The organism is Epilithonimonas sp. (assembly GCF_036780765.1).
GTDB lineage: Bacteria > Bacteroidota > Bacteroidia > Flavobacteriales > Weeksellaceae > Epilithonimonas.
Genome location: NZ_DAIQCG010000003.1, coordinates 161134 through 181790, shown reverse-complemented (window position 1 = coordinate 181790; position 20657 = coordinate 161134). Strand labels below are relative to the sequence as shown.

Genomic DNA, 20657 nt, shown 5'->3' with positions numbered 1-20657 from the left:
TTCATAAAATAATGATAAAAATAAAAACATTAATGAAATTGCTTCCGTTCTTGTTGATGGGAGTAATTGTATTAAATTCTTGTGAAGGAGAATTAGATGATCTAGGTTCTCAATTGGTAGATGGAGCAGATGGTGCTGATCAAGCTTATAGTATTATCGCGTATAATATTGATAATAATGATATAATCCGAGCCGACGCTTCAAAATTGGATAGTGTTAGAATCGGTAATTTTCAAGAAGATGTTTTCGGAAGTCAGAAAGTATCATATCTTACTCAGTTAAGATTGGATACTTATGATCCTGATTTTGGAAAAAATCCTGTTATCGACTCTGTAGTTCTTACTTTGAAGCCGAGATATGCAACAGATTCTGTTACCACAAATACAACCGAAGATTATATTTATCCAGATGGTTCAGTTGCTGCTAAAAAAGTCGTTACGACATATCCTGTAAGCAAATACGGTAGAACCAAAAATGGAAATGATAAATTAGTTGTTAATATAAAAGTGAATGAAGTCACCGACTTTATGGGCGGAGCTTCAGATTCATTATCTTCTAATAAAATTTTTGCGATAGGTTCACAGATTGGATCTAAGTCTTTTGATGGAACAGTAAATTCAGTGGTAATTACTAAAGATTCAGATGCTTCAGAATTGTTGAACAGAAGTGTTTCTATGAGAATGAAACTGGATAGTGCATTTTTCCAAAATAAAATTATTGCTAAACAAGGTAATCAGGTTTTAAAAGATGCCGCTTCTTTTATCAGATATTTTAAAGGAATCAGTATTTCTGTTGATGAACCAAATGCCTATCTTTTTTCTATGGCACCTAACGATGCCGGAATTGTAATTTATTACAAGAATGATGTAACCGCGACAGATGGAACAGTTACCAGAACAAAAGCAGAAGCTACTTTAAACTTAGGATCTTCTAATACGCATTTTAGTAATATAGTTTTCAGCAACAGATCTGCAAATTATACGGCAGCAATGGCAAAAGCTGTTAATGTAAATGATCTGAAAACAAAAGAGATTTTACCGGATAATTATGCCTCAAAATTATATATGCAGGGAATGGGTGGGAGTAGTATTGGTTTGAAAATCCCAGCTACAACCATTATAGCACTTAAAAAATTATATAAAGAAGATAAAGTAGGAATTGTTTCTGCAAAACTTCGTTTATATAATGATGACGAAACTTGGAAAAACTCTTACAGAAAACCAAGTAGTTTAATCGTTCGACAAAATAATGAAACTGGATTTTTACCAGATATGACAGAGTTATCTAGCGCTGGATATTCTTTAATAAAAACGGCTAATCTTTCTACGGAAAATGCATCATATGATATAGGAATTACTGCATCTTTGAAAAAAATTATTGAAGATGAGACTTATGATGTTACTAAAGGAAAAGATTTTATTGTCAATATTGGAAGCTATTTAATGGATAGTTCTACTGGTCTTTTGCTAGGACAAAATTATAACGATAGAGCTTACAACCCATTCCGAATTGTTCTTAAAGGGACAGATACTAATAATATTGGACAAGGAATATCAAATACTTCCAAGGTAGCTCAACTTAGAATAATTTACACAAAAAAATAAATACATAAACTATGTGTGGAATCGTAGGATATACAGGTTTTAGAGATGCATATGAGATAGTTATCAATGGATTGCGTCGTCTTGAATATCGTGGTTATGATAGTGCTGGGATTATTTTAGAATCTCAAAACGGAGATTTGGAAGTGAAAAAAACCAAAGGAAAGGTAGATGATCTTGTTGCTATTTCCAAAGGTTTGAAAGAGACTGCCAAATTGGGAATGGGTCACACAAGATGGGCTACACACGGCGTTCCTAGTGATAGCAATTCACATCCACACCTTTCTAATAATGGTAAAATAGCAATTGTTCATAATGGTATTATTGAAAATTATGATACAATTAAAACAATGCTTGTCAATAAAGATTACGAGTTCAAATCTGAAACAGATACAGAAGTTTTGGTGAACCTTATCCAGTATTTTATGGATAAAGAGCCTACTTTGGATTTTCCAGAAGCCGTTAGATATGCTTTGAACGAAGTGTATGGTGCTTATGCTGTTTCTGTGATACACGAAGATTTTCCAGGACAATTAGTAGTGGCGAGATTAGGTTCCCCTTTAGCAGTTGGTATTGGAGAAAACGAATATTTTGTAGCTTCTGATGCTTCTCCATTTGTTGAATTTACAAAAGAAGCAGTTTATTTGGAAGAAGGTCACATGGCAACAATCTCTTTAGAATCTGGAATCGATATCAGAACAATTAAAGAAAATGCTAAAATCGAACCAGCAATTCAGGAATTAAGATTGAATCTTGAGCAAATAGAAAAAGGTGGGTATGATCATTTTATGTTAAAAGAAATCTTCGAACAGCCAAAATCCATTCAGGATACAATGAGAGGTCGTCTTTTGGTTGACGAAGGAATTATTAAAATGGCTGGTATCTGGGATCATTTAGAGAGATTAACTAATGCTGAAAGAATTATCATTATTGCTTGTGGTACTTCTTGGCATGCAGGATTAATTGGTGAGTATCTAATTGAAGAATTTGCAAGAGTTCCTGTGGAAGTAGAATATGCTTCAGAATTCAGATACAGAAATCCAATTATCAGCTCTAAAGATGTTGTAATAGCAATTTCTCAATCTGGTGAAACTGCTGATACAATGGCCGCAATCAAATTAGCTAAAGAAAAAGGAGCTTTCGTTTTCGGAATTTGTAATGTGGTAGATTCTTCTATCGCTCGTTATACAGATGCTGGTGCTTATACGCATGCTGGACCAGAAATTGGTGTAGCTTCTACAAAAGCTTTCACAGCACAATTAACAATTTTATCATTAATTGCAATCAAGTTAGGTAATCACAACGGAAATCTTGGAAAAGCAGATTTTATGAGATTGATTACTGAATTGGACGCAATTCCTAAGAAAGTAGAAGATGTTCTTAATTCAGTGGATGAAAATGTAAAAGCTATTGCATCCAAATTTGTTGATGCTACTAACTTCTTATATTTGGGAAGAGGTTATAATTTCCCTGCAGCATTGGAAGGAGCTCTAAAACTAAAAGAGATTTCTTATATCCATGCAGAAGGTTATCCTGCTGCAGAAATGAAGCACGGACCGATTGCTTTAATTGATGAAAACATGCCAATCGTTATTATTGCTCCAAAAGTTGGACATTATGATAAGATTGTCAGCAATGTACAAGAAATCAAAGCGAGAAAAGGAAAGGTGATTGCCATTGTTAATAAAGGTGATACTCAAGTTTCTGCAATGGCAGATTATATTATAGAGATTCCTGAGACATCAGAATGTTTCTCTCCAATCTTGGCATCTATACCTTTACAGTTATTGTCATATTATATTGCTGTGGCTAGAGGAGCTAATGTAGACCAGCCGAGAAATCTTGCAAAATCAGTTACTGTAGAATAATTTTGTGGTTTGTGAAATATTCTTTAACAAATTACGTTTTCAATTAAAATTGATAATTATTCATAAAAAAAATTATATATTTACCGCTTAATTTCTTTAAAATAGGATGAAAAGGATATTATTTATATTGTTGTCAACTTCGGTTATCGTTTCTTGTTCCAAAGGTGGAGGGAAAGGTATTACAGGTAACCCCGGAATCAAAGGTGAACTTGTTCCAAGAGGATCTTCAAAATCATTTATAGCAGAAAGACCTTATGGGATGGTTCCAATTCCTGGTGGATCTTTTGTAATGGGTATGGCAGATCAAGATTTTGCAAGTACACCGGAGAAAGCAATGCCAAAAACCGTGACAGTTTCTTCCTTTTTTATGGATGAAACAGAAGTTACAAATGCAGAATATCGTGTTTTCATCAACGCTGTTCGAGATTCAATTGCCAGAGGTTTACTAGCTGAAGCTGCCGGTGAAGGTGGTGGCGAAGAAGGCGGGAACGGAGGTTCTATTGCGGACTATGCTTACGCTTCTAAAAAAACTGGTGAAGAGGCGAGTCCTTATCAGAAATTTTTGGAATCTCAAGGTGGGAGAGATGGTTATGATGAGTCTAAAAAATTAGATAAAAAAGTACCATTAACCTATAATACTTCTGCTTATCCAGATGAGAAGTATGCAGAGGTTTTAGAATCGATGTATTTACCAACTGAAAAGAGAATCAATAATGAGAGAATTATTGATTGGTCTAAAATTAAATACAATTATCAGTGGGAAGATGTAGCTTCTGCAGTAAAAGATAAAGATAGAGGGACGAAGTATCTTAAAAAAGAAAGTATTGCCGTTTATCCGGATACCACAGTTTGGGTTAAGGATTTTAACTATGCTTACAACGAGCCTTTGTTCGATCAATATTTTTGGCATAATGCATACAAAGAATATCCTGTTGTTGGTGTAACTTGGGATCAGGCGAGAGCTTATTGTGATTTCAAAACTAAAATCAAAACAGATTATAACAACAGCCTTAAAAAGAAAAAGCAAAAAGCTATGAGATTCCGTCTTCCGACAGAATCTGAGTGGGAGTATGCTGCAAAAGGTGGAATCCAAAATGCTACTTATCCTTGGGGAGGACCTTATTTGCAGGATGACAGAGGTTGCTACTTAGCCAACTTCAAACCTAAAAGAGGGACTTATATCGAGGATGAGAAAAAAGGAACTTATACTTACACAGGTCCTGTGAAAAAATTCCCTAAAAATGGTTACGGATTATATGATATGGCTGGGAATGTTGCAGAATGGACAGAGTCTCCTTATAATAATTCTACATATGAATTTTCATCAACTTTAAATCCTTATCTATCTAACCAAGCTTACAGAGAAGTTAAGAAAACTGTAAGAGGTGGTTCTTGGAAAGATGTCGGCTATCTATTGATGACTGGATACAGAGATTGGGAAAGAAAAGATTCTGCAAGAAGTTATATCGGATTCAGAACAATTCAGGATATACCAGCTGGTGCAGGTAAATTCACAAGAAAAACAAAATAAATTATAAAATAAACTAACTTTTACTAACTAACTAAAAATTGAAAAAATGTTTAAAACTAAAGAATCAATAACTAACTTTGTTTATTCGTTTGGTGCGGCTATCGTAATCCTAGGTGCTTTATTCAAAATGACACACTGGAGTTTAGGCCCTATTTCTGGTAACGTTGCGCTTGCTGCCGGTTTGATCACAGAAGCATTAATCTTCTTATTCTTTGCATTCGATCCACCAGCAAAAGAGGAGCATTATGCTTGGGAAAATGTTTATCCGGAACTATTGGATGAGTCTGCTGAAAGACAACCAAGAAAAGTTGTTGCTAAAGTAGAAAATAAAGAATTAGAAGTTTCATTATCTGATAAACTTGACAAAATGTTAGCGGATGCTAAATTAGACGTGAGTTTATTCGAAAGATTAAGAGGTGGAATTGATAAATTCTCTTCTTCTGTAGATCAAATTAACCAAACTGTAGATGTTTCTGCTTCTACTCACAAATATAACGAGCAATTGAATCTTGCGGCTTCTCACTTGGAGAGCATGAATGCTTTATATGCTTTGCAATTAGAACAAGGTCAAAAACAATCTGAGTTCAGTAAAAAATATGTTGAAGATATTCAAAAGTCTGCAGCACAATCAGAAAAATTCAACGAGGAATTGCAAGGTTTAACTTCTAATCTTAATAGCCTTAACAGAGTTTACGGTGGTATGCTTAGTGCAATGAAGTCTTAATTTACTATCATTTTAATTTTTGTTTAACAATTAAATTATTTTATTAAAATGGCAGGAGGTAAACAGACACCACGTCAGAAGATGATTAACCTGATGTATTTGGTTTTCATTGCAATGCTTGCAATGACAATCGATCAGCAAATCATCAGATCATATAAAGATACGAATCAGTCTTTGACTGATACGAGATTGACAGTTGAGGAACGTAACGATAAAATCTTTAAGAAAACTTTGGAGGCTAAAGCTATTGCTTCTCCAGAAACTTATGGACCTTTATTAGATCAATACAAAAATTTGGAAGGAAAAACCAATGATTTAGTTGGTTTTATTGAAGGTGTTAAAAATAAAATGAGTGTAGAGGCTGAGTATGATAGTAAATTACCTATCGAGGAAAGTCTAACTGCGCTTAATAATACAGAACCAGCAACTCAGAATTTCTTTAAAGATGGTGATGAAAAAACACCATCAAAAACTGCTCAAGATTTAAAAACAAAAGTAGATGATTTAAGAAGTTTTATCGTTTCTACTTTTGGAGGCAACCCACAACTTAAAACAGTTGCGGATAGAGCTCAAAAAATGCTAATAGTAGATTTTCCTAAAGGAGATAAGAGAAGTACACAAGGTTGGATTCAATATAAGTTTTACAACCAACCATTGGTAGCAGCTTTGTCTAACTTAGAAATTATTCAGTCTGAGGCTAGAAACTTGCAATCAGATGCAATCACTTCAATGCTTCAGGAAAAAGTAGATGCTGATATCAAGTTTGACGCTTATGAAGCGTTGGTTTCTGGACCAAGTTCAGTGATGAAAGGAGAGCCTGCTCAAATCAAAGTTTCTATCGGAACTTTTGCTAGTTCTGTTCCTGGTTTAGCTATTAGCGGTGCAAAGGTTGTTAATGGACAAGGTATTATTACTCCTGCTACTGGTACTCCTGGAGATCAGAAGTTCCAAGGAACTATTACTTTCAATGATAAAAATGGAAAAGCTCATTCTCTTCCTTATTCTCATACATTGAGTGTTGTATCTGGACAAGAAGCGCTTAAAGAGCAAAGCGGTGCAATTTTAGCGGCGGATAAGATGAATGTTCTATATAGAGGTTTAGCTAACCCAATTTCTGGATCTATCTTAGGAGCTGATCTTAATGCGACTACTTTATCAGCAGCAGGTGCTTCTGTAAGTGGAGGTAAAGGAAAATGGAATGTGACACCTGGTGCAGGAAATACTGTTAAATTAACAATTTCTGGAAAATCACCTAGTGGAAAAATGATTACCCAAGCTTTTGATTTTAGAATTAAAAATATTCCACCTCCAAGAGGAGAAATTAGAGGTAAAGGTTACGATGTAATGCCTGCAAATATGATTTCAAAACAAACGTTGACAGCAACACTCAAAGATTTTGATTTCCCTGTTTCGTTTAACGTTGTAAGCTTCAAAGTTAAAGTTCCTGGTAAAGCTGTAATGTCTGTAAACGGAAATTCATTAGCTCCAGTTGAACCTCTAACAAAAGGCTTAAGATCTGGAGATAACGTAGCAATCTTTGATGTTCAGGCAACTGCTCAAGGATTAAGTGGAGTAGTACTTCCTAATATTAGTGGTGTTGTTATTAGTGCACTATAAAAATTAAATAAACAGTTTTACCTGATTGATTTTATATTTCAATACTTATTATGAAAAAGATTATATATAGTTTAATTTGTCTTTCCTCTACAATGGTTTTTGGACAGAATAGCATTCTGAATGCTAATTCGCCTCAGACATTCAGAGAAAATCGTGAGATTAAGAAAGATAGTATTACACCTCTTAAATATGGATTTATCGAAGATAAAGACATCTTGAGAAGTATGGTTGTATGGGAGATTATTGATATGAATGATAAAATCAATCAGCCTTTTTACCATAATTCTGATGGCTTGGTTTCTCAAAACAAATCTCTTTATCAAATCTTATTAGATGCTGTTAATTCTGGTAAAATAAAAGAAGTTTATTCTGGAGATGATTTTACAAGCAGATTGACTCCGGAGGCTATTGCTGCTGCTACGTCTGTTCCAATGGTAGATAACTATTTTACCGAAGTGATGAATGCGAATAAAATCGAAGATGCAGAAGCGCAAAGACTTTTGAAATATTTTACTTCATTAAAAGGAACTGGTAATAAGCAAGTTGATGGAATGTTTATGAAATATTCTACCAGATTATCTGATGTTTTGGAATATAACGGAGCTGCTCAGCCTGCTGCTACTGAAGAAACTGTAACTACAGGTAAAGGAAAGAAGAAAAAGACTGTTAAGAAAACATCTAAAGCGCCTTCTATTGAACCTGGTACTATGCTTGTGAACTTAGACGGGTCTTGGTATAAAATCAAAAAAAGCGACATCGAAGCTAACGTTGGTTTTTCCGAGACTAAAACTGAAAAAGTTAAAGCGCTTAAGCTAATGGGTATGTGGTATATCGACAAGAGAGATACTCAATTAAGATATAGACTTCTTGGAATTGCAGCTATGGGTGAAGATCCAAACGCAGCATTACTAAAAGCAGAAAGAGCACAGCAAATGCAGGAATCTGGAGCACCAGTTGATCCTTCTATTCTCAATGAAACAGGAGATTTAATTGATCTTTTCTGGATCTATTATCCAGATGCTAGACAAGTTCTAAGCAGCAATTATATCTTTAATGCGAAGAACTCTTCTTCTGATATTACTTTTGATGATGTTCTTAATGCAAGAAGATTTTCTTCAGTGATTTATAAAGCAGATAATGGTCTTGGTAGAGGCGGAAGCGGTGTTATCGATGAGTATATACCAAATGATGCGGAAGGTCAACTTGAAGAAAGCGACAGAATCAAAGCACAGATTCTTCAAATGGAAAATGATATGTGGAATTACTAATATTTCTCATATTCGAAATAAAAAAACCTGAGTATCTTTACTCAGGTTTTTTTATTTTATGGAACAGGTAGATTACATCATCGTTGGAGCTGGATATGCAGGAGTTTTTTTTGCCCATCAGTTGATTAAAGAAAAGAAATCGTTTAAGATTTTTTACGATGAAAATATTTCTGCGTCTCAAATTTCTGCTGGCGTTTGTAATCCGGTTATTTTGAAACGTTTCAACACATTTTGGAAGTCTCAGGAACAGATCGATTATCTGGATGTCATTTTCAAAGAAATAGAAACCTATACTTCTAAAAATTATTTGATTGATGAAAACGTTATTCGAATTTTTCATAATGATTCTGAGAAAGTGCAATGGACAAAGAACGCCCAAAAAGAAGATTTAAAGTCTTACCTTAGTCTAGATTTTATAAAATTAGAGTCTGTTGAAAATCTTTTTGGAGCTGGAAAAGTCAATCAATCCTGCAGAATTGATGTCTCTAATTTCTTTCTTGATATGTTGAGTTATTTAGAAGACAATAATTATCTGGTCAAAGAAAAATTCAACCATCAATTAATTAATACTACAAGCAACTCTTATAAAAATATTAGCTTCAAGAATATTATTTTCTGCGAAGGTGTTGCTAGTAACAACAATCCATTTTTTAGGCATATTCCAATCCAACCCAACAAAGGGCATTGTTTGAAAGTTAAACTTAAAGAAAAACCTGAATCATACATTATCAAGAAAAAACATTTCTTATTTAACCTTCAGGATGATGAATATTATTACGGTGGAACTTATGACCGTTTTGATAATTCTGATGATATCAACAAAGCATCTTTTGAGGAATTAGAAAATGGACTTCGTGAATTATACAAAAACGATTTTGAAATCAAAGATATCAACTTTGCTTTTCGAGCTACGGTTGCAGACAGAAGACCCATTTTAGGAAGGCATAAGATACATCATAATTTTTATATTTTTAATGGACTGGGTGCGAGAGGTGTTTATAATGGAAGTTATTTTTCAAAAGTCCTTTTTGATTACTTAGAAAACAATATTGAACTCGATTCCGAAATTGATGTGAAAAGATTTTACTAAATTAATTAACAAAATTTAAATTATACTAATTTGGTCAGATTTCAATGAATTGTTAAATTTGCACTTCGGATAATATCTAATGATGATGAACGAACTAAAAGAAACTTACCAGAAACTGATTGATGAAAACCTAGAATCAAAATCAATAGAAGAAGTTCTGGAGATTCTGACAAATACTTTTCCCAATGAAGTTTGCTTTTCTACGAGCTTTAGTTTCGAAGACCAAGTCATTACAGATTATGTGAAAAATTCTGGAATCAAAGTTTTCACACTAGATACAGGTCGTCTGTTCGAAGATACTTACAACACTTGGAATTTAACCAAATCCAAGTACATACTACCCATCAAAGCTTATTATCCAAATCCTGAAGAATTGGAACCATTCATTCAGGACAATGGACCAGATTCCTTTTACAGGTCTGTAGAAAACAGAAAAACCTGTTGTGATATAAGAAAAGTTCATCCCTTAAAAAGAGCTTTGAGAGGTAATAAAATCTGGATTACAGGACTCAGAGCCGAGCATTCCGTCGCAAGAGAAAATCTTTCTCAATTAGAATGGGACGAGTCCAACCAAATCATCAAATATCATCCTATCCTTTTTTGGACGACGGAACAGGTTAAAGAATACATCAAAAAAAATAATATTCCGTATAATATTTTGCACGACAAAGGTTTCGTTAGCATCGGCTGTGCGCCTTGTACACGTGCGATTCAACCAGGTGAAGATTTTCGTGCCGGTAGATGGTGGTGGGAAGATGCCAGCAAAAAAGAGTGTGGACTTCACGTTCACAAATAATTGATTAATTATTTAAAAAATATAAAATATATCCAATTGTAAACATTTATAAATATAAATTTTTGCTGAGTGAAACGCCTTCGCGAATCTTAAAATATTTTCAATTAGATAAAAAAAACTTTGCGCACTTTGCGTTTAAAAAAATAAAAAAATGTCAAAATATCATTTGGATTATCTGGAACAATTAGAATCCGAAGCCATTCATATTTTCAGAGAAGTTGCGGGTCAGTTTGAGCGTCCTGCTCTACTTTTCAGCGGAGGAAAAGATAGCATTACGCTCGTTCATCTGGCGCTGAAAGCTTTTCGCCCCGGGAAATTCCCGTTTCCATTGGTTCACATTGATACAGGTCATAACTTCCCAGAAGTTCTTGAATTTCGTGACCAATTGGCTGAGCAGATTGGAGAGAAACTAATCGTAAGAAAAGTCGAAGATACCATCAAAGAAAAAGGTTTGAGAGAACCAAAAGGTAAATTGCCGAGCAGAAATGCTTTGCAGACTTTCACGTTGTTGGACACCGTAGAAGAATTCGAATTCGACTGTTGTATCGGTGGCGGAAGACGTGATGAAGAAAAAGCCCGAGCCAAAGAACGTATTTTCTCCGTTCGTGATGATTTCGGACAGTGGGATCCAAAACTTCAGCGTCCTGAACTTTGGAATACCTATAACGGGAAAATCCACAAAGGCGAGCATGTGCGCGCTTTCCCAATCAGCAACTGGACAGAATTGGATGTTTGGAATTACATTCTGAAAGAAAATATCCAACTACCTTCCATCTACTTCTCACACGAACGCGAAGTTCTCAATTTCGATAACCAATTCATCGCAATGAACGAGTTCGTCAATCTTGATGAAAACGATGTCGTGACCAAAGAAAAAGTTCGCTACAGAACGGTTGGAGATATGACTTGTACTGCAGCAGTATTATCGGAAGCGACCAATCTGGAGCAAGTGATTGCCGAAATTATCACGACCAAAACCAGCGAACGTGGCGAAACCAGAATAGACGACAGAACCTCCGAAGCTGCGATGGAAGACAGAAAAAAAGCGGGTTATTTCTAAATCATATTTAGGAGTCGGGAACCTGCTGTCCGCTGTATCTTTTTTGTCATTGCGAACGAAGTGAAGCAATCTTTAGAATTTTTCAGCAATCGCAATAACAAAAAAGGATGCCGCTTCCATCAGGACTAGGGAGCAATTCTATGGTTAGACGAAAACCATTCAACATTAACAATTAACCATTACAACAATGGACATATTAAGATTCATAACTGCAGGAAGTGTAGATGACGGAAAAAGTACACTGATAGGCAGATTATTATACGATAGCAAAAACATTCTGATTGACCAGTTAGAGGCTGTTGAACGTGCCAGCAAATTTAAAAACGAAGGTGAACTGGATTTGGCCTTGCTTACGGATGGCCTGAGAGCAGAACGCGAACAAGGAATTACAATCGATGTGGCGTACAAATATTTCTCTACTCCGAAACGTAAATTCATCATTGCAGATGCGCCAGGACACGTTCAGTACACCCGAAATATGATTACGGGTGCCAGCAATTCTGATTTGATTATCATCCTGATTGACGCCAGAAACGGGATCATCGAACAAACCAAAAGACATTCGATTATTGCATCATTGCTCAATATCTCGAATGTTGTAGTGGCGATTAACAAGCTGGATTTGGTTAATTATTCTGAAGAGATTTTCAACAATATCAAGAACGAGTATTCAAAAATGGCAGAACAGCTGTCTCTGAATAATGTTGTTTTTATTCCAATCTCAGCTCTTGATGGGGACAATATCGTTGACAAATCCGAAAACCTGAATTGGTACGAAGGAAAAACTTTATTGGATTATTTGGAGTCCGTAGAGTTAGAAAATACGATTAATCTTGATAAAGCGAGATTCCCTGTTCAATATGTGATTCGTCCTCAGACAGAAGAACTTCACGATTATCGTGGTTATGCAGGAAAAATCACAAGCGGGATTTACAAAGTTGGAGATTTGGTAACTGTTTTACCTTCTGGAACCGAAAGTAAGATTTCCGCTATCGAAATCAACCAGGAAAAAGTAGAAGAAGCATTTGCACCTCAAAGTGTGATTTTACATTTGGAAGACGATGTAGATATTAGCCGAGGCGATTTGATTGTAAAATCCGGCGACCTTCCGAAAGTAGAACAGGAATTAGAAGTTTTGGTTTGCTGGATGGGCGATAAACCTTTGAAGTCCGGTTCGAAATATCTGATTCAAAACAACACAACGCAAGTCAAAGGTGTTATTAAAGAAATTGAATATAAACTGGATGTCAATACATTGGAAAAACAAGAAGTAGAGCAGGTTTCTCTTAATGAAATTGTGAAACTTAAACTCAAAACTGCAAAACCTTTGGCTTATGATTCTTACAAAGATTTGGCTTCCAATGGCGGAATAATCTTTATAGATGAGTCTAGTTTTGTGACAGTTGGTGCCGGTTTGATTCAATAATCTTAAATAAGAAAAGACTTTGACATCCAAAATTTCACTTCCGGTTTTCATCAATGCATCGGCTAACAGAATCCTGATTGTCGGTGGTGGAAAGTTAGCGTCAGAACAGCTCAATGATTTGATGCAAAATATTCCGGATGCTAATATCAGCGTTCTTGCCAAGAGACTTTCTGATGATATCAAAAATCTTCTGTTAGAAAATACATCGGTTAAGATTATCAATGATGATTTCAAAGATGATTATCTGGAGTTGGCGAATTTGTTCATTGTAGCCACAGAAAACTCTGAACAAGATCAGATCATAATCAATAAACTAAAGGAGCATAAAAACCTTTATTACGCACCAAATTTCCCATCACAAAGTGATTTTTTCTTTGAAGCAGCTTCGGACAAACAAGAAGAAAAGCAATTATTCCCGATCAATAATGAAAAGAAATGGAGAAGAATTGCAACCTTCTTTTTTCTGGCTTTTGTTGTATTACTGATAGTCAATATTCTTTCATTTTATATTGGCTTTAAAGACTTAGAAGTTGCTTATCAATATCTGAATCACAATACAGACGAAAGATTTTTCTGGTTATTCTTGGTCGGATTTGTAGCACAATTGATTGATGGAGCCTTGGGTATGGGTTATGGTGTGACTTGTACAGCTGCACTTTTATACATCGGGATTCCTTTGCCGGCAATCAGCAGCAGTATCCATACGGCAGAGATGTTTTCGAGCGGTGCTTCAGGTTTCAGCCATTACAAATTTGGGAATATCAATAAAAAATTATTCAAAAACATATTGATTCCGGGTGTTATCGGTGCTGTTTTTGGAGCATTGTTGTTAGCTTATTTTGGAGAAAAATATGCTGGGATTATCAAACCGATTTTAGCCACTTACACATTCATTCTTGGAATAAGAATTTTGTTTAATGCATTCAAGAAGAATAAAAAACGTAAAAAAACCAGGAGAGTAGGATGGTTAGCCGGAGCTGGAGGTTTCTTAGATTCCTTTGGTGGCGGTGGTTGGGGACCATTGGTAACTTCAACTTTAATTTCTAAAGGAAAAACACCGCGCTATATCATCGGAACTGTTAGTCTCACTGAGTTTTTCGTAACCTTTGCCAGCGCACTGACATTCTTTTCAGTTATCGGAATCAGCCATTGGCAATTGATTGCTGCTTTGATATTTGGAGGCGTTCTTGCTGCTCCCATTGCAGCCAAATTAGCCGGAAAATTGCCTCTGAAAGTAATGTTTATCGGAGTTGGTGCAATGGTAATTATCTGGAGTCTGAATGTTCTTTTGAAAGCAATCCATATACTATAAATAGGTTGGGCAAAACCCTCGCCACGGCTTTCCAATCGCTAGGGTCGGGCTATCCGTTACAATCTTTTTCTTTTCCTTATATGAAAGAAAAGAAAAAGGATTTCCACTACTATCCCTTTTGCAGTATAATAACCAATCAACAAGTTTAGAGGTTACAAGAAAGTCAATAGCAACGCAAGCACAATTCCGATAGCGGTAAAAACCATTCCTCTTTTGAAAACTTTTGACTTCGGTGGAAACATCCAAAAACTAGAGATCACAAAGAATAAAAGACAAATTCCGAAGAAAGTATTCAATGGAGAAAGTGTGTCTTTGGATTGTGATTTATGCAGTTTTGTCATTTTGTCCCATACAAAAGGCAATTCTTTCTTCTTATATTTAGCCTCGCCGGTTTTGATATTGTAAGTTCCTTGTTTGAAATACATCAAATCACCTTCTGTTTTATCAACCTCAAATCCTTTGATTTTGATTTCTTTGCCCAGTTTCTTCTCATCCAGATTAGCCTCGAATTTCTTCTCATAGCTCTTTTCTTTTTTCAGAAAATCGGTATCTCTGTAAACCAACAAAACACCACTGATGGCGTAAACAGCCATTATTCCAGCCAGCAAATACCCAAGATATCTGTGGGTAATTCTCATAAACGTTTTTGTATTCTTGATTTTATCCATTATTATAATTTTTTTATTACCTCAAAAAAGTGGAGGCAAAAATATGACTCCACTTCTATTATTAGAAATTTGATTTGATATTTTATTAAAGTTTATACGTCAAGGTCACATAAACATTTCTCGGCATTATCGGATTTACGGAGTAATTCTCGTGTACAACATAATTATGAGTGTCAAAAAGATTCCCAATTTTACCTTGAATCAAGAATTTTTTGTATTCATATCCAACAGATAGATCAAAGATGTTGTAATCTTTCAATTTAAATATTCTGGAAATGCCGTTTCTTGCTTCCAAGCTGTTTGCTCCGGTTTTTGTATCATTCCAGCCTGCTAGTCTGTCTCCGATGAAATAGCAAGTCCCACCAAGTTTAAGACCTTTGACCCATTTATCAAATGTGTAGAACACAGAACCATTCACTGTAGTTGCTGGTGTGCGAACTACTCTTTGCTTTTCCACATATCCGAAAACTTCTGGTGTATCTTTGTAAATAGCGTGGTTGTATGCAAATCCTGCAATGATGGAAAGATTTTTAGTTGGATTTCCAGTGATGTCTGCTTCAACGCCTCGACTTAATAATTTACCAGCAAATTCTTTGATGTTGGCGTCGCTGTTTGCAGTTCCATTAGACAAAAACTGAGCTTGCTGATAAAAATTTTTGTTCAAAATTTGGTAAGCTGATACGTTGAAAGCCACAGCATTGTTCCAAACATTTTTCTTAAATCCAACTTCAAACTGATCGATGATGCTTGGCTTCAAGCCTGTATCTGTATTTACATCACGGCCTGTGTTCGGAGAAAATGAATTGGTATATGTGGCAAAAAATGATAAATTTTCATTAGGCATATAAACCAATCCTGCCTTTGGAGAGAAAGCACGGTCTGATGTTTTAGAATTATCTTTACCAACTTTAGAGTTATTCATAAAGTTTGAAACCAACGTGGTCATATTCTCCAAATAAGAATATCTAAGACCAGCAATGACTTTCAACTCTTTCGTAAGACTTATAAAATCTTGTGCATAGACTCCGATTCTTCTGGTTGGGATTCTTGTTTTTTCATATTTGTTGGCAGTTGGTATCGTTCCACCATTCCAAGAAAATGGATCATCCAGATAAACGTAGCCAGATGCATCACCATTGGTACCATAATAATAAGACGTTCCGTAAACAGCATTGTTTCTGTTAGGATCAAAATAAGTGTAGGCATCTGATTTCAAATAATCTGCATCTGCACCAATCAAAATTTTATGATTGATTTTGCCAGTATAGAATTCTCCATTCACATTAATCTGTGCGCTGGTGTAATTTTGTTCGTTATAAGTTCTGTTAAGATTTCTTCTCCATCTGTATCGGTTATTATTTTGAGTCCAAGCTGTACGCTCTGTTGAAAAATAATCTTTGGTATAATTCTGATAAGTAACTACAGCATTCAACGTCCAGTTTTCATTAAACTGATGATTCACGATGATGTCAGTAGAAGCTTGTTTCACATTTTGATATTGCCAATCTGTACCAAAAAAGGTGCTGATGGGCGAAGTCGTATTCAGAGAATAACTTTTGTCTGGATTTTCAAATGTTCCTAATCCGAAATCTGGTGTGAAATTATTCTGAAGATAATCTGCTTCAACAATAATCTGAGTTTTAGAACCGATGTTAAAAGCAAAAGATGGATTGAAATAGTACTTTTCAGAATTTACTACATCACGAAAGCTATTCGCTTTTTCATAAGTACCATTAACGCGAAAAGCAATCTTCTCTGTCAATGGTCCGTAGATATCTACTGTAGGTTTGTAAGAATCCCAACTTCCTGCCGAGAAACCAAGTGTTCCGCCGGATTTGAAAATTGGTTTTTTTGTAATCATATTGATAATCCCACCAGCGGCTACATTACCATATAACAGGGCGTTGGCACCTTTTGCAACTTCTACGCGTTCCAATCCGGAAACTTCGGGATTCACACCACTGTTGATTCTTGCACCGTTTTTATATAGATTCTCTGAACCGAAAGTAAAACCTCTACCTCCAAAACTAGCCTGAGAATTTCCTCTGGCAGATGTCAAGTACAATCCACTAACGTTTTGAATAACTTCCGACAGTTGGCGGATTTGCTGTTGTTCAATAATCTCGTGAGTCACGATGGAAACCGGTTGAGGATTTTCCATTGCTGTAAGATTGGATTTGGAAGTTGGTGTTTTGGCCTTATTAGGATTGCCCGTTTTATGCAACGCTACGTCTTCAATTTCTTGAATTTTGATAGTGTCACTATCTTTTTGTCCACCTTTTTGGGAATAGACCGAGATAGAAAGCAAAATTAGACTTGCAGAGATGATGGACTTCTTCATTGTTTATTTAGAATATTTAAAAACTGGGCAAAAGTATAAAATGTATCTTTACCAACACAGTATTATTTTAAATAATTCTAAATAAAGAAGTTTGATTGATTTAATTATATGTAAATCAATGTTTTATAATGTTATGATATTTATCAATTATTCCTGAAGCTCCAACCAACGCATTTCAAATTCTTCAAGTTTTTCTGATATTGTTTCAAGTTCCGAAGATAATTTTGAGATTTTATCGTAATCAGATTCGTTGTTGAGTTGCTCCAGAATTTCAGCTCTTTTTTCTTCCAATTTTGGCATTTCTTTTTCGATAGTCTCCAATTCACGTTGCTCTTTGAAAGATAATTTTTTCTTTGGTGGTTGGTTATTGGTTGTTGGTTGTTGGGTTGTTACACTAATCGGAATCGAAGCGTCATTCGGAGTTTCACCCTTTTCAACTTTAGGCGCTTCTATTTTCTGACCTTTGTCTTCATTTTTTTTCAAGTGCTCACGATATTCAGAAAAATTCCCAACAAATTCTTTGATTTTTCCTTCCCCTTCAAAAGCTAAGACGTGGTCTACAATTCTGTCCATAAAATAACGGTCGTGCGAAACGATGATTAAACTCCCTTGGAAATTCTGTAAAAAGTTTTCCAAAACCGTTAGCGTAGGCAAATCCAAATCATTGGTAGGCTCATCAAAAATCAGGAAATTCGGATTTTGATAAAGAATATACATCAAATGCAAACGACGTTTTTCTCCTCCGGAAAGCTTGGAAATCGGAGAATATTGCGTCTGATCATCAAACAAAAATAATCTCAAAAACTGAGAAGCAGAGATTGTTTTTCCATTAGCCAAAGGGAAATTTTCGCCAATTTCTTTGATGAAATCAATAACTCTTTCGTCTTCTTTATATTGCAATCCTTTCTGTGCAAAATACCCGAATTTAATTGTTTCTCCGGTTTCAATTTCCCCAGAGTCTTTTGGCTCAAAACCTTGAATGATATTCAATAATGTGGATTTTCCGGCACCATTTTTTCCAACAATTCCGACTTTTTCTCCTCTTTGAAATTGATAAGAAAAATCTTTAAACAGAACTTTTTCACCAAAGCTTTTGTTGATGTTTTTCAATTCAAGAACTTTATTTCCCAATCTTTTCATTTCGAAATCCAATTCCAAAGCCTGCTTTCTGGTATCAGTTTTAGCAATTTTTTCGGTTTCGTAGAAATCATCTTGTCTGGATTTTGATTTCGTAGTTCTCGCTTTTGGTTGTCTTCGCATCCATTCCAACTCCTTTCTGTAAAGGTTTTGTGCTTTATCAATCGTTGAGTTCAGATTATCCTCGCGAATCATTTTATTCTCAAGATAAGTTGCGTAACTTCCGTTGTGGAGATAAAGATTTCCATCTTCCATTTCCCAGATTTTGTCACAAACAGCATCCAAAAAGTAACGATCGTGGGTTACGAGAAGCAATGTGATTTTAGCCTTACTCAGATAATTTTCCAGCCATTCTACCATTTCCACATCCAAGTGGTTGGTCGGTTCATCCATAATCAACAGCGTGTGACGATGTTCTGCTCTAGTTTCTGTCAAAAGTTTCGCTAGCGCAATTCTCTTGATTTGTCCTCCGGAAAGCGTTCCCATTTTTGCTTTCAAATCTGTGATTTTCAACTGGGAAAGGATTTGTTCCATTTCGTTTTCCAAATCCCAAGCTTTATGGATTTCCATTTCTGCCAAAGCAGCTTCCATATCATCAGGATTTTCAGAAGTCAAAGCGTGATGATACTTTTTCAAAGCTAAAATCGGTGCAGAATCAAGCGTCATCATAAACTCTTCTACAGACAATTTCGGGTCAAAATCAATTTCTTGGTCAAACAAAACGACCTGAATATCTTTGTTGATAACCGTAGTTCCGCTATCAGCAATTTCTTTTCCCATCAGGATTTTCAGAAGAGTGGATTTCCCGCTTCCGTTTTTGGCAACGATAGCAATTTTGTCGCCCTCGTTCACGTGGAAATTGATGTTTTTGAATAAGACTTTGACGCCGTAAGATTTGCTCAGATTTTCTGCAGAAACGTAATTCATTATGGATAAATGATGGTTGATAAAATTAAGATTTGCAAAAATAAGGATTTGAAAGTCGAAAACTCCATTAAAGACTGTTCATCTTTATTTTTTTATAAATATTCGGCAAAAAATAAAAAATTTGAGAACTTAATAATGATATGATTTATAGTGAATTGTATGAATTTGGCTCAACTAAGTGAATCAGCGTTATATTTAAGTGAATCGGTAGCTTAACTAATTGAATCAATGATGCATCTTAATATGTTTTGAGATTGATTTTGTTGAATCTGGAAAATATAATAGTACTGAAATCTTAGAAAGCTGATATTTAAAACATATTCGGAAAATTTTAACAAACGCATAATCATATTTAACTTTTCTTTGAGATGCTTGAAAAATAAAAATTCAGAAGTTTGCTGTCAAATTAAACCTATGAAAAAACTCAACTTTCTTGTTGCACTCTTTGTTTGCGTCATTTCTCAAGCTCAATTGATTTCCGGAACTGTTTTATCAAAAGATGACAATCAACCAATTCCTTATGCTAAAATCGGAATTCTGAACAGCAATTTTGGAACCCAGGCAAACGAAAATGGAAAATTTCAAATTCAGTTAGAGAGTTTTTCTACAGATAAAGAATTGATAGTAGCTGTTGCAGGTTACAAACAATTCCGTAGTTCTGTAGAAGACTTTGTAAAGCAAAATCTACATAACATTTATTTGTATGAGAAAGTAACCAATATTCAGGAAGTTGTTATTGCGCCTAAAAATTACAAAGACAAAAATTTGGGAGTTAACAGCAAATCAAAATCTGTGATGTTCACACCAAATATGGAGAAAGGAAATTCGGTAGTGGAAGAAACTGCTGTTGAGTTCAATTCTAATAAAAAACTGAAAATCAATAAAATCAATATTAATTTTTCCAGATTCGAATCTACTACGCCTATTAAAGTTCGTTATACGGTTTATGATGAAAAAGATGGCAAGCCCAATAATCTGGTTTTGGACAAAGATATCATCGCCACAATTGATAAAGATAATTTGGATGCTTATAGTTTTTCTGTAGATGTAAGCAATGAGAGAATCTGGCTTCAAGGTAAATTTTTTGTGGGAATTCAATTTATAGGACAATCGAGTGGTAAAGTAGCTTTGAGTGGCGCTTTATTCAGGTCAGGATATTACCGTTCTTTTTATGGTAATTGGGAAAAAATCGGAATGGCTGCACCGGCAATTAATATTGATGTGAAAGTTCAAAAGTAGTTGGATTTATTTTTAAATTTGATTAAAATTTATCACGCAGATATTCCTAATT

At 35.1% G+C, this 20657-nt stretch carries 15 protein-coding genes; 12 read left to right on the top strand and 3 right to left on the bottom strand.

Annotation, left to right across the window (positions count from 1 at the left end; genetic code table 11):
• Positions 1-11: 11 nt before the first annotated feature.
• From V7P73_RS07340 to V7P73_RS07290, 11 genes are all read left to right on the top strand, one after another.
• A complete protein-coding gene (locus V7P73_RS07340; RefSeq protein WP_333852311.1) occupies positions 12-1604 on the top strand; it encodes a DUF4270 family protein in 1593 nt (530 codons plus the stop codon).
• Between the two features lie 11 nt (positions 1605-1615).
• Positions 1616-3469 carry a glutamine--fructose-6-phosphate transaminase (isomerizing) gene (glmS, locus tag V7P73_RS07335; protein ID WP_333852309.1) on the top strand — a complete coding sequence of 618 codons (1854 nt, stop codon included), beginning with the start codon at positions 1616-1618 and terminating at the stop codon, positions 3467-3469.
• Positions 3470-3575: 106 nt separating this feature from the next.
• Positions 3576-5000 (top strand): type IX secretion system lipoprotein PorK/GldK, encoded by a 1425-nt coding sequence (porK, locus tag V7P73_RS07330; RefSeq protein WP_333852307.1) that lies wholly within the window; start codon positions 3576-3578, stop codon positions 4998-5000.
• A gap of 46 nt (positions 5001-5046) precedes the next feature.
• Positions 5047-5724 (top strand): type IX secretion system motor protein PorL/GldL, encoded by a 678-nt coding sequence (gene porL / locus V7P73_RS07325; protein ID WP_333852305.1) that lies wholly within the window; start codon positions 5047-5049, stop codon positions 5722-5724.
• Positions 5725-5772: 48 nt separating this feature from the next.
• Positions 5773-7341, top strand: a complete 1569-nt coding sequence (gene porM, locus V7P73_RS07320) for a type IX secretion system motor protein PorM/GldM (RefSeq protein ID WP_333852303.1) — start codon at positions 5773-5775, stop codon at positions 7339-7341.
• Between the two features lie 50 nt (positions 7342-7391).
• Positions 7392-8609: a type IX secretion system ring protein PorN/GldN gene (gene porN, locus V7P73_RS07315; RefSeq protein WP_333852300.1), complete on the top strand. Its 1218-nt coding sequence runs from the start codon at positions 7392-7394 to the stop codon at positions 8607-8609.
• Between the two features lie 58 nt (positions 8610-8667).
• Positions 8668-9699 (top strand): NAD(P)/FAD-dependent oxidoreductase, encoded by a 1032-nt coding sequence (locus tag V7P73_RS07310; protein ID WP_333852298.1) that lies wholly within the window; start codon positions 8668-8670, stop codon positions 9697-9699.
• A gap of 82 nt (positions 9700-9781) precedes the next feature.
• The gene (locus V7P73_RS07305; protein WP_333852296.1) at positions 9782-10495 is read left to right on the top strand and encodes a phosphoadenylyl-sulfate reductase; all 714 of its coding nucleotides are present in this window, start codon (positions 9782-9784) and stop codon (positions 10493-10495) included.
• Positions 10496-10646: 151 nt separating this feature from the next.
• Positions 10647-11555, top strand: coding sequence for a sulfate adenylyltransferase subunit CysD (gene cysD, locus V7P73_RS07300; RefSeq protein ID WP_333852294.1), 909 nt, complete (start codon positions 10647-10649; stop codon positions 11553-11555).
• Positions 11556-11742: 187 nt separating this feature from the next.
• A complete protein-coding gene (locus V7P73_RS07295) occupies positions 11743-12981 on the top strand; it encodes a sulfate adenylyltransferase subunit 1 (RefSeq protein WP_333852292.1) in 1239 nt (412 codons plus the stop codon).
• A gap of 19 nt (positions 12982-13000) precedes the next feature.
• Positions 13001-14293, top strand: a complete 1293-nt coding sequence (locus V7P73_RS07290; RefSeq protein ID WP_333852291.1) for a TSUP family transporter — start codon at positions 13001-13003, stop codon at positions 14291-14293.
• A gap of 152 nt (positions 14294-14445) precedes the next feature.
• Here the strand turns inward: V7P73_RS07290 and V7P73_RS07285 are convergent, their stop codons facing one another.
• The 3 genes from V7P73_RS07285 to V7P73_RS07275 form a co-directional block, all read right to left on the bottom strand.
• Positions 14446-14961: a hypothetical protein gene (locus V7P73_RS07285; protein ID WP_312421730.1), complete on the bottom strand. Its 516-nt coding sequence runs from the start codon at positions 14959-14961 to the stop codon at positions 14446-14448.
• Positions 14962-15046: 85 nt separating this feature from the next.
• Entirely contained in the window at positions 15047-17302 is a 2256-nt protein-coding gene (locus V7P73_RS07280) for a TonB-dependent siderophore receptor (protein ID WP_333852288.1), read from the bottom strand.
• Between the two features lie 147 nt (positions 17303-17449).
• Positions 17450-19366 carry an ABC-F family ATP-binding cassette domain-containing protein gene (locus tag V7P73_RS07275; RefSeq protein ID WP_333852286.1) on the bottom strand — a complete coding sequence of 639 codons (1917 nt, stop codon included), beginning with the start codon at positions 19364-19366 and terminating at the stop codon, positions 17450-17452.
• 414 nt (positions 19367-19780) lie between these two features.
• Between V7P73_RS07275 and V7P73_RS07270 the strand changes: the two genes are divergently transcribed.
• On the top strand, positions 19781-20605 hold the full coding sequence (locus tag V7P73_RS07270) for a carboxypeptidase-like regulatory domain-containing protein (RefSeq protein WP_333852284.1): 825 nt from the start codon (positions 19781-19783) through the stop codon (positions 20603-20605).
• The last annotated feature ends 52 nt before the right edge of the window (positions 20606-20657 follow it).

What these genes read in the sequence shown, in the direction of transcription:
- V7P73_RS07340 (WP_333852311.1), top strand. Translation starts at nt 12, where the DNA reads ATGATAAAAATAAAAACATTAATGAAATTGCTTCCGTTCTTGTTGATG.
- glmS (WP_333852309.1), top strand. Translation starts at nt 1,616, where the DNA reads ATGTGTGGAATCGTAGGATATACAGGTTTTAGAGATGCATATGAGATA.
- porK (WP_333852307.1), top strand. Translation starts at nt 3,576, where the DNA reads ATGAAAAGGATATTATTTATATTGTTGTCAACTTCGGTTATCGTTTCT.
- porL (WP_333852305.1), top strand. Translation starts at nt 5,047, where the DNA reads ATGTTTAAAACTAAAGAATCAATAACTAACTTTGTTTATTCGTTTGGT.
- porM (WP_333852303.1), top strand. Translation starts at nt 5,773, where the DNA reads ATGGCAGGAGGTAAACAGACACCACGTCAGAAGATGATTAACCTGATG.
- porN (WP_333852300.1), top strand. Translation starts at nt 7,392, where the DNA reads ATGAAAAAGATTATATATAGTTTAATTTGTCTTTCCTCTACAATGGTT.
- V7P73_RS07310 (WP_333852298.1), top strand. Translation starts at nt 8,668, where the DNA reads ATGGAACAGGTAGATTACATCATCGTTGGAGCTGGATATGCAGGAGTT.
- V7P73_RS07305 (WP_333852296.1), top strand. Translation starts at nt 9,782, where the DNA reads ATGATGAACGAACTAAAAGAAACTTACCAGAAACTGATTGATGAAAAC.
- cysD (WP_333852294.1), top strand. Translation starts at nt 10,647, where the DNA reads ATGTCAAAATATCATTTGGATTATCTGGAACAATTAGAATCCGAAGCC.
- V7P73_RS07295 (WP_333852292.1), top strand. Translation starts at nt 11,743, where the DNA reads ATGGACATATTAAGATTCATAACTGCAGGAAGTGTAGATGACGGAAAA.
- V7P73_RS07285 (WP_312421730.1), bottom strand. Translation starts at nt 14,961, where the DNA reads ATGGATAAAATCAAGAATACAAAAACGTTTATGAGAATTACCCACAGA.
- V7P73_RS07280 (WP_333852288.1), bottom strand. Translation starts at nt 17,302, where the DNA reads ATGAAGAAGTCCATCATCTCTGCAAGTCTAATTTTGCTTTCTATCTCG.
- V7P73_RS07275 (WP_333852286.1), bottom strand. Translation starts at nt 19,366, where the DNA reads ATGAATTACGTTTCTGCAGAAAATCTGAGCAAATCTTACGGCGTCAAA.
- V7P73_RS07270 (WP_333852284.1), top strand. Translation starts at nt 19,781, where the DNA reads ATGAAAAAACTCAACTTTCTTGTTGCACTCTTTGTTTGCGTCATTTCT.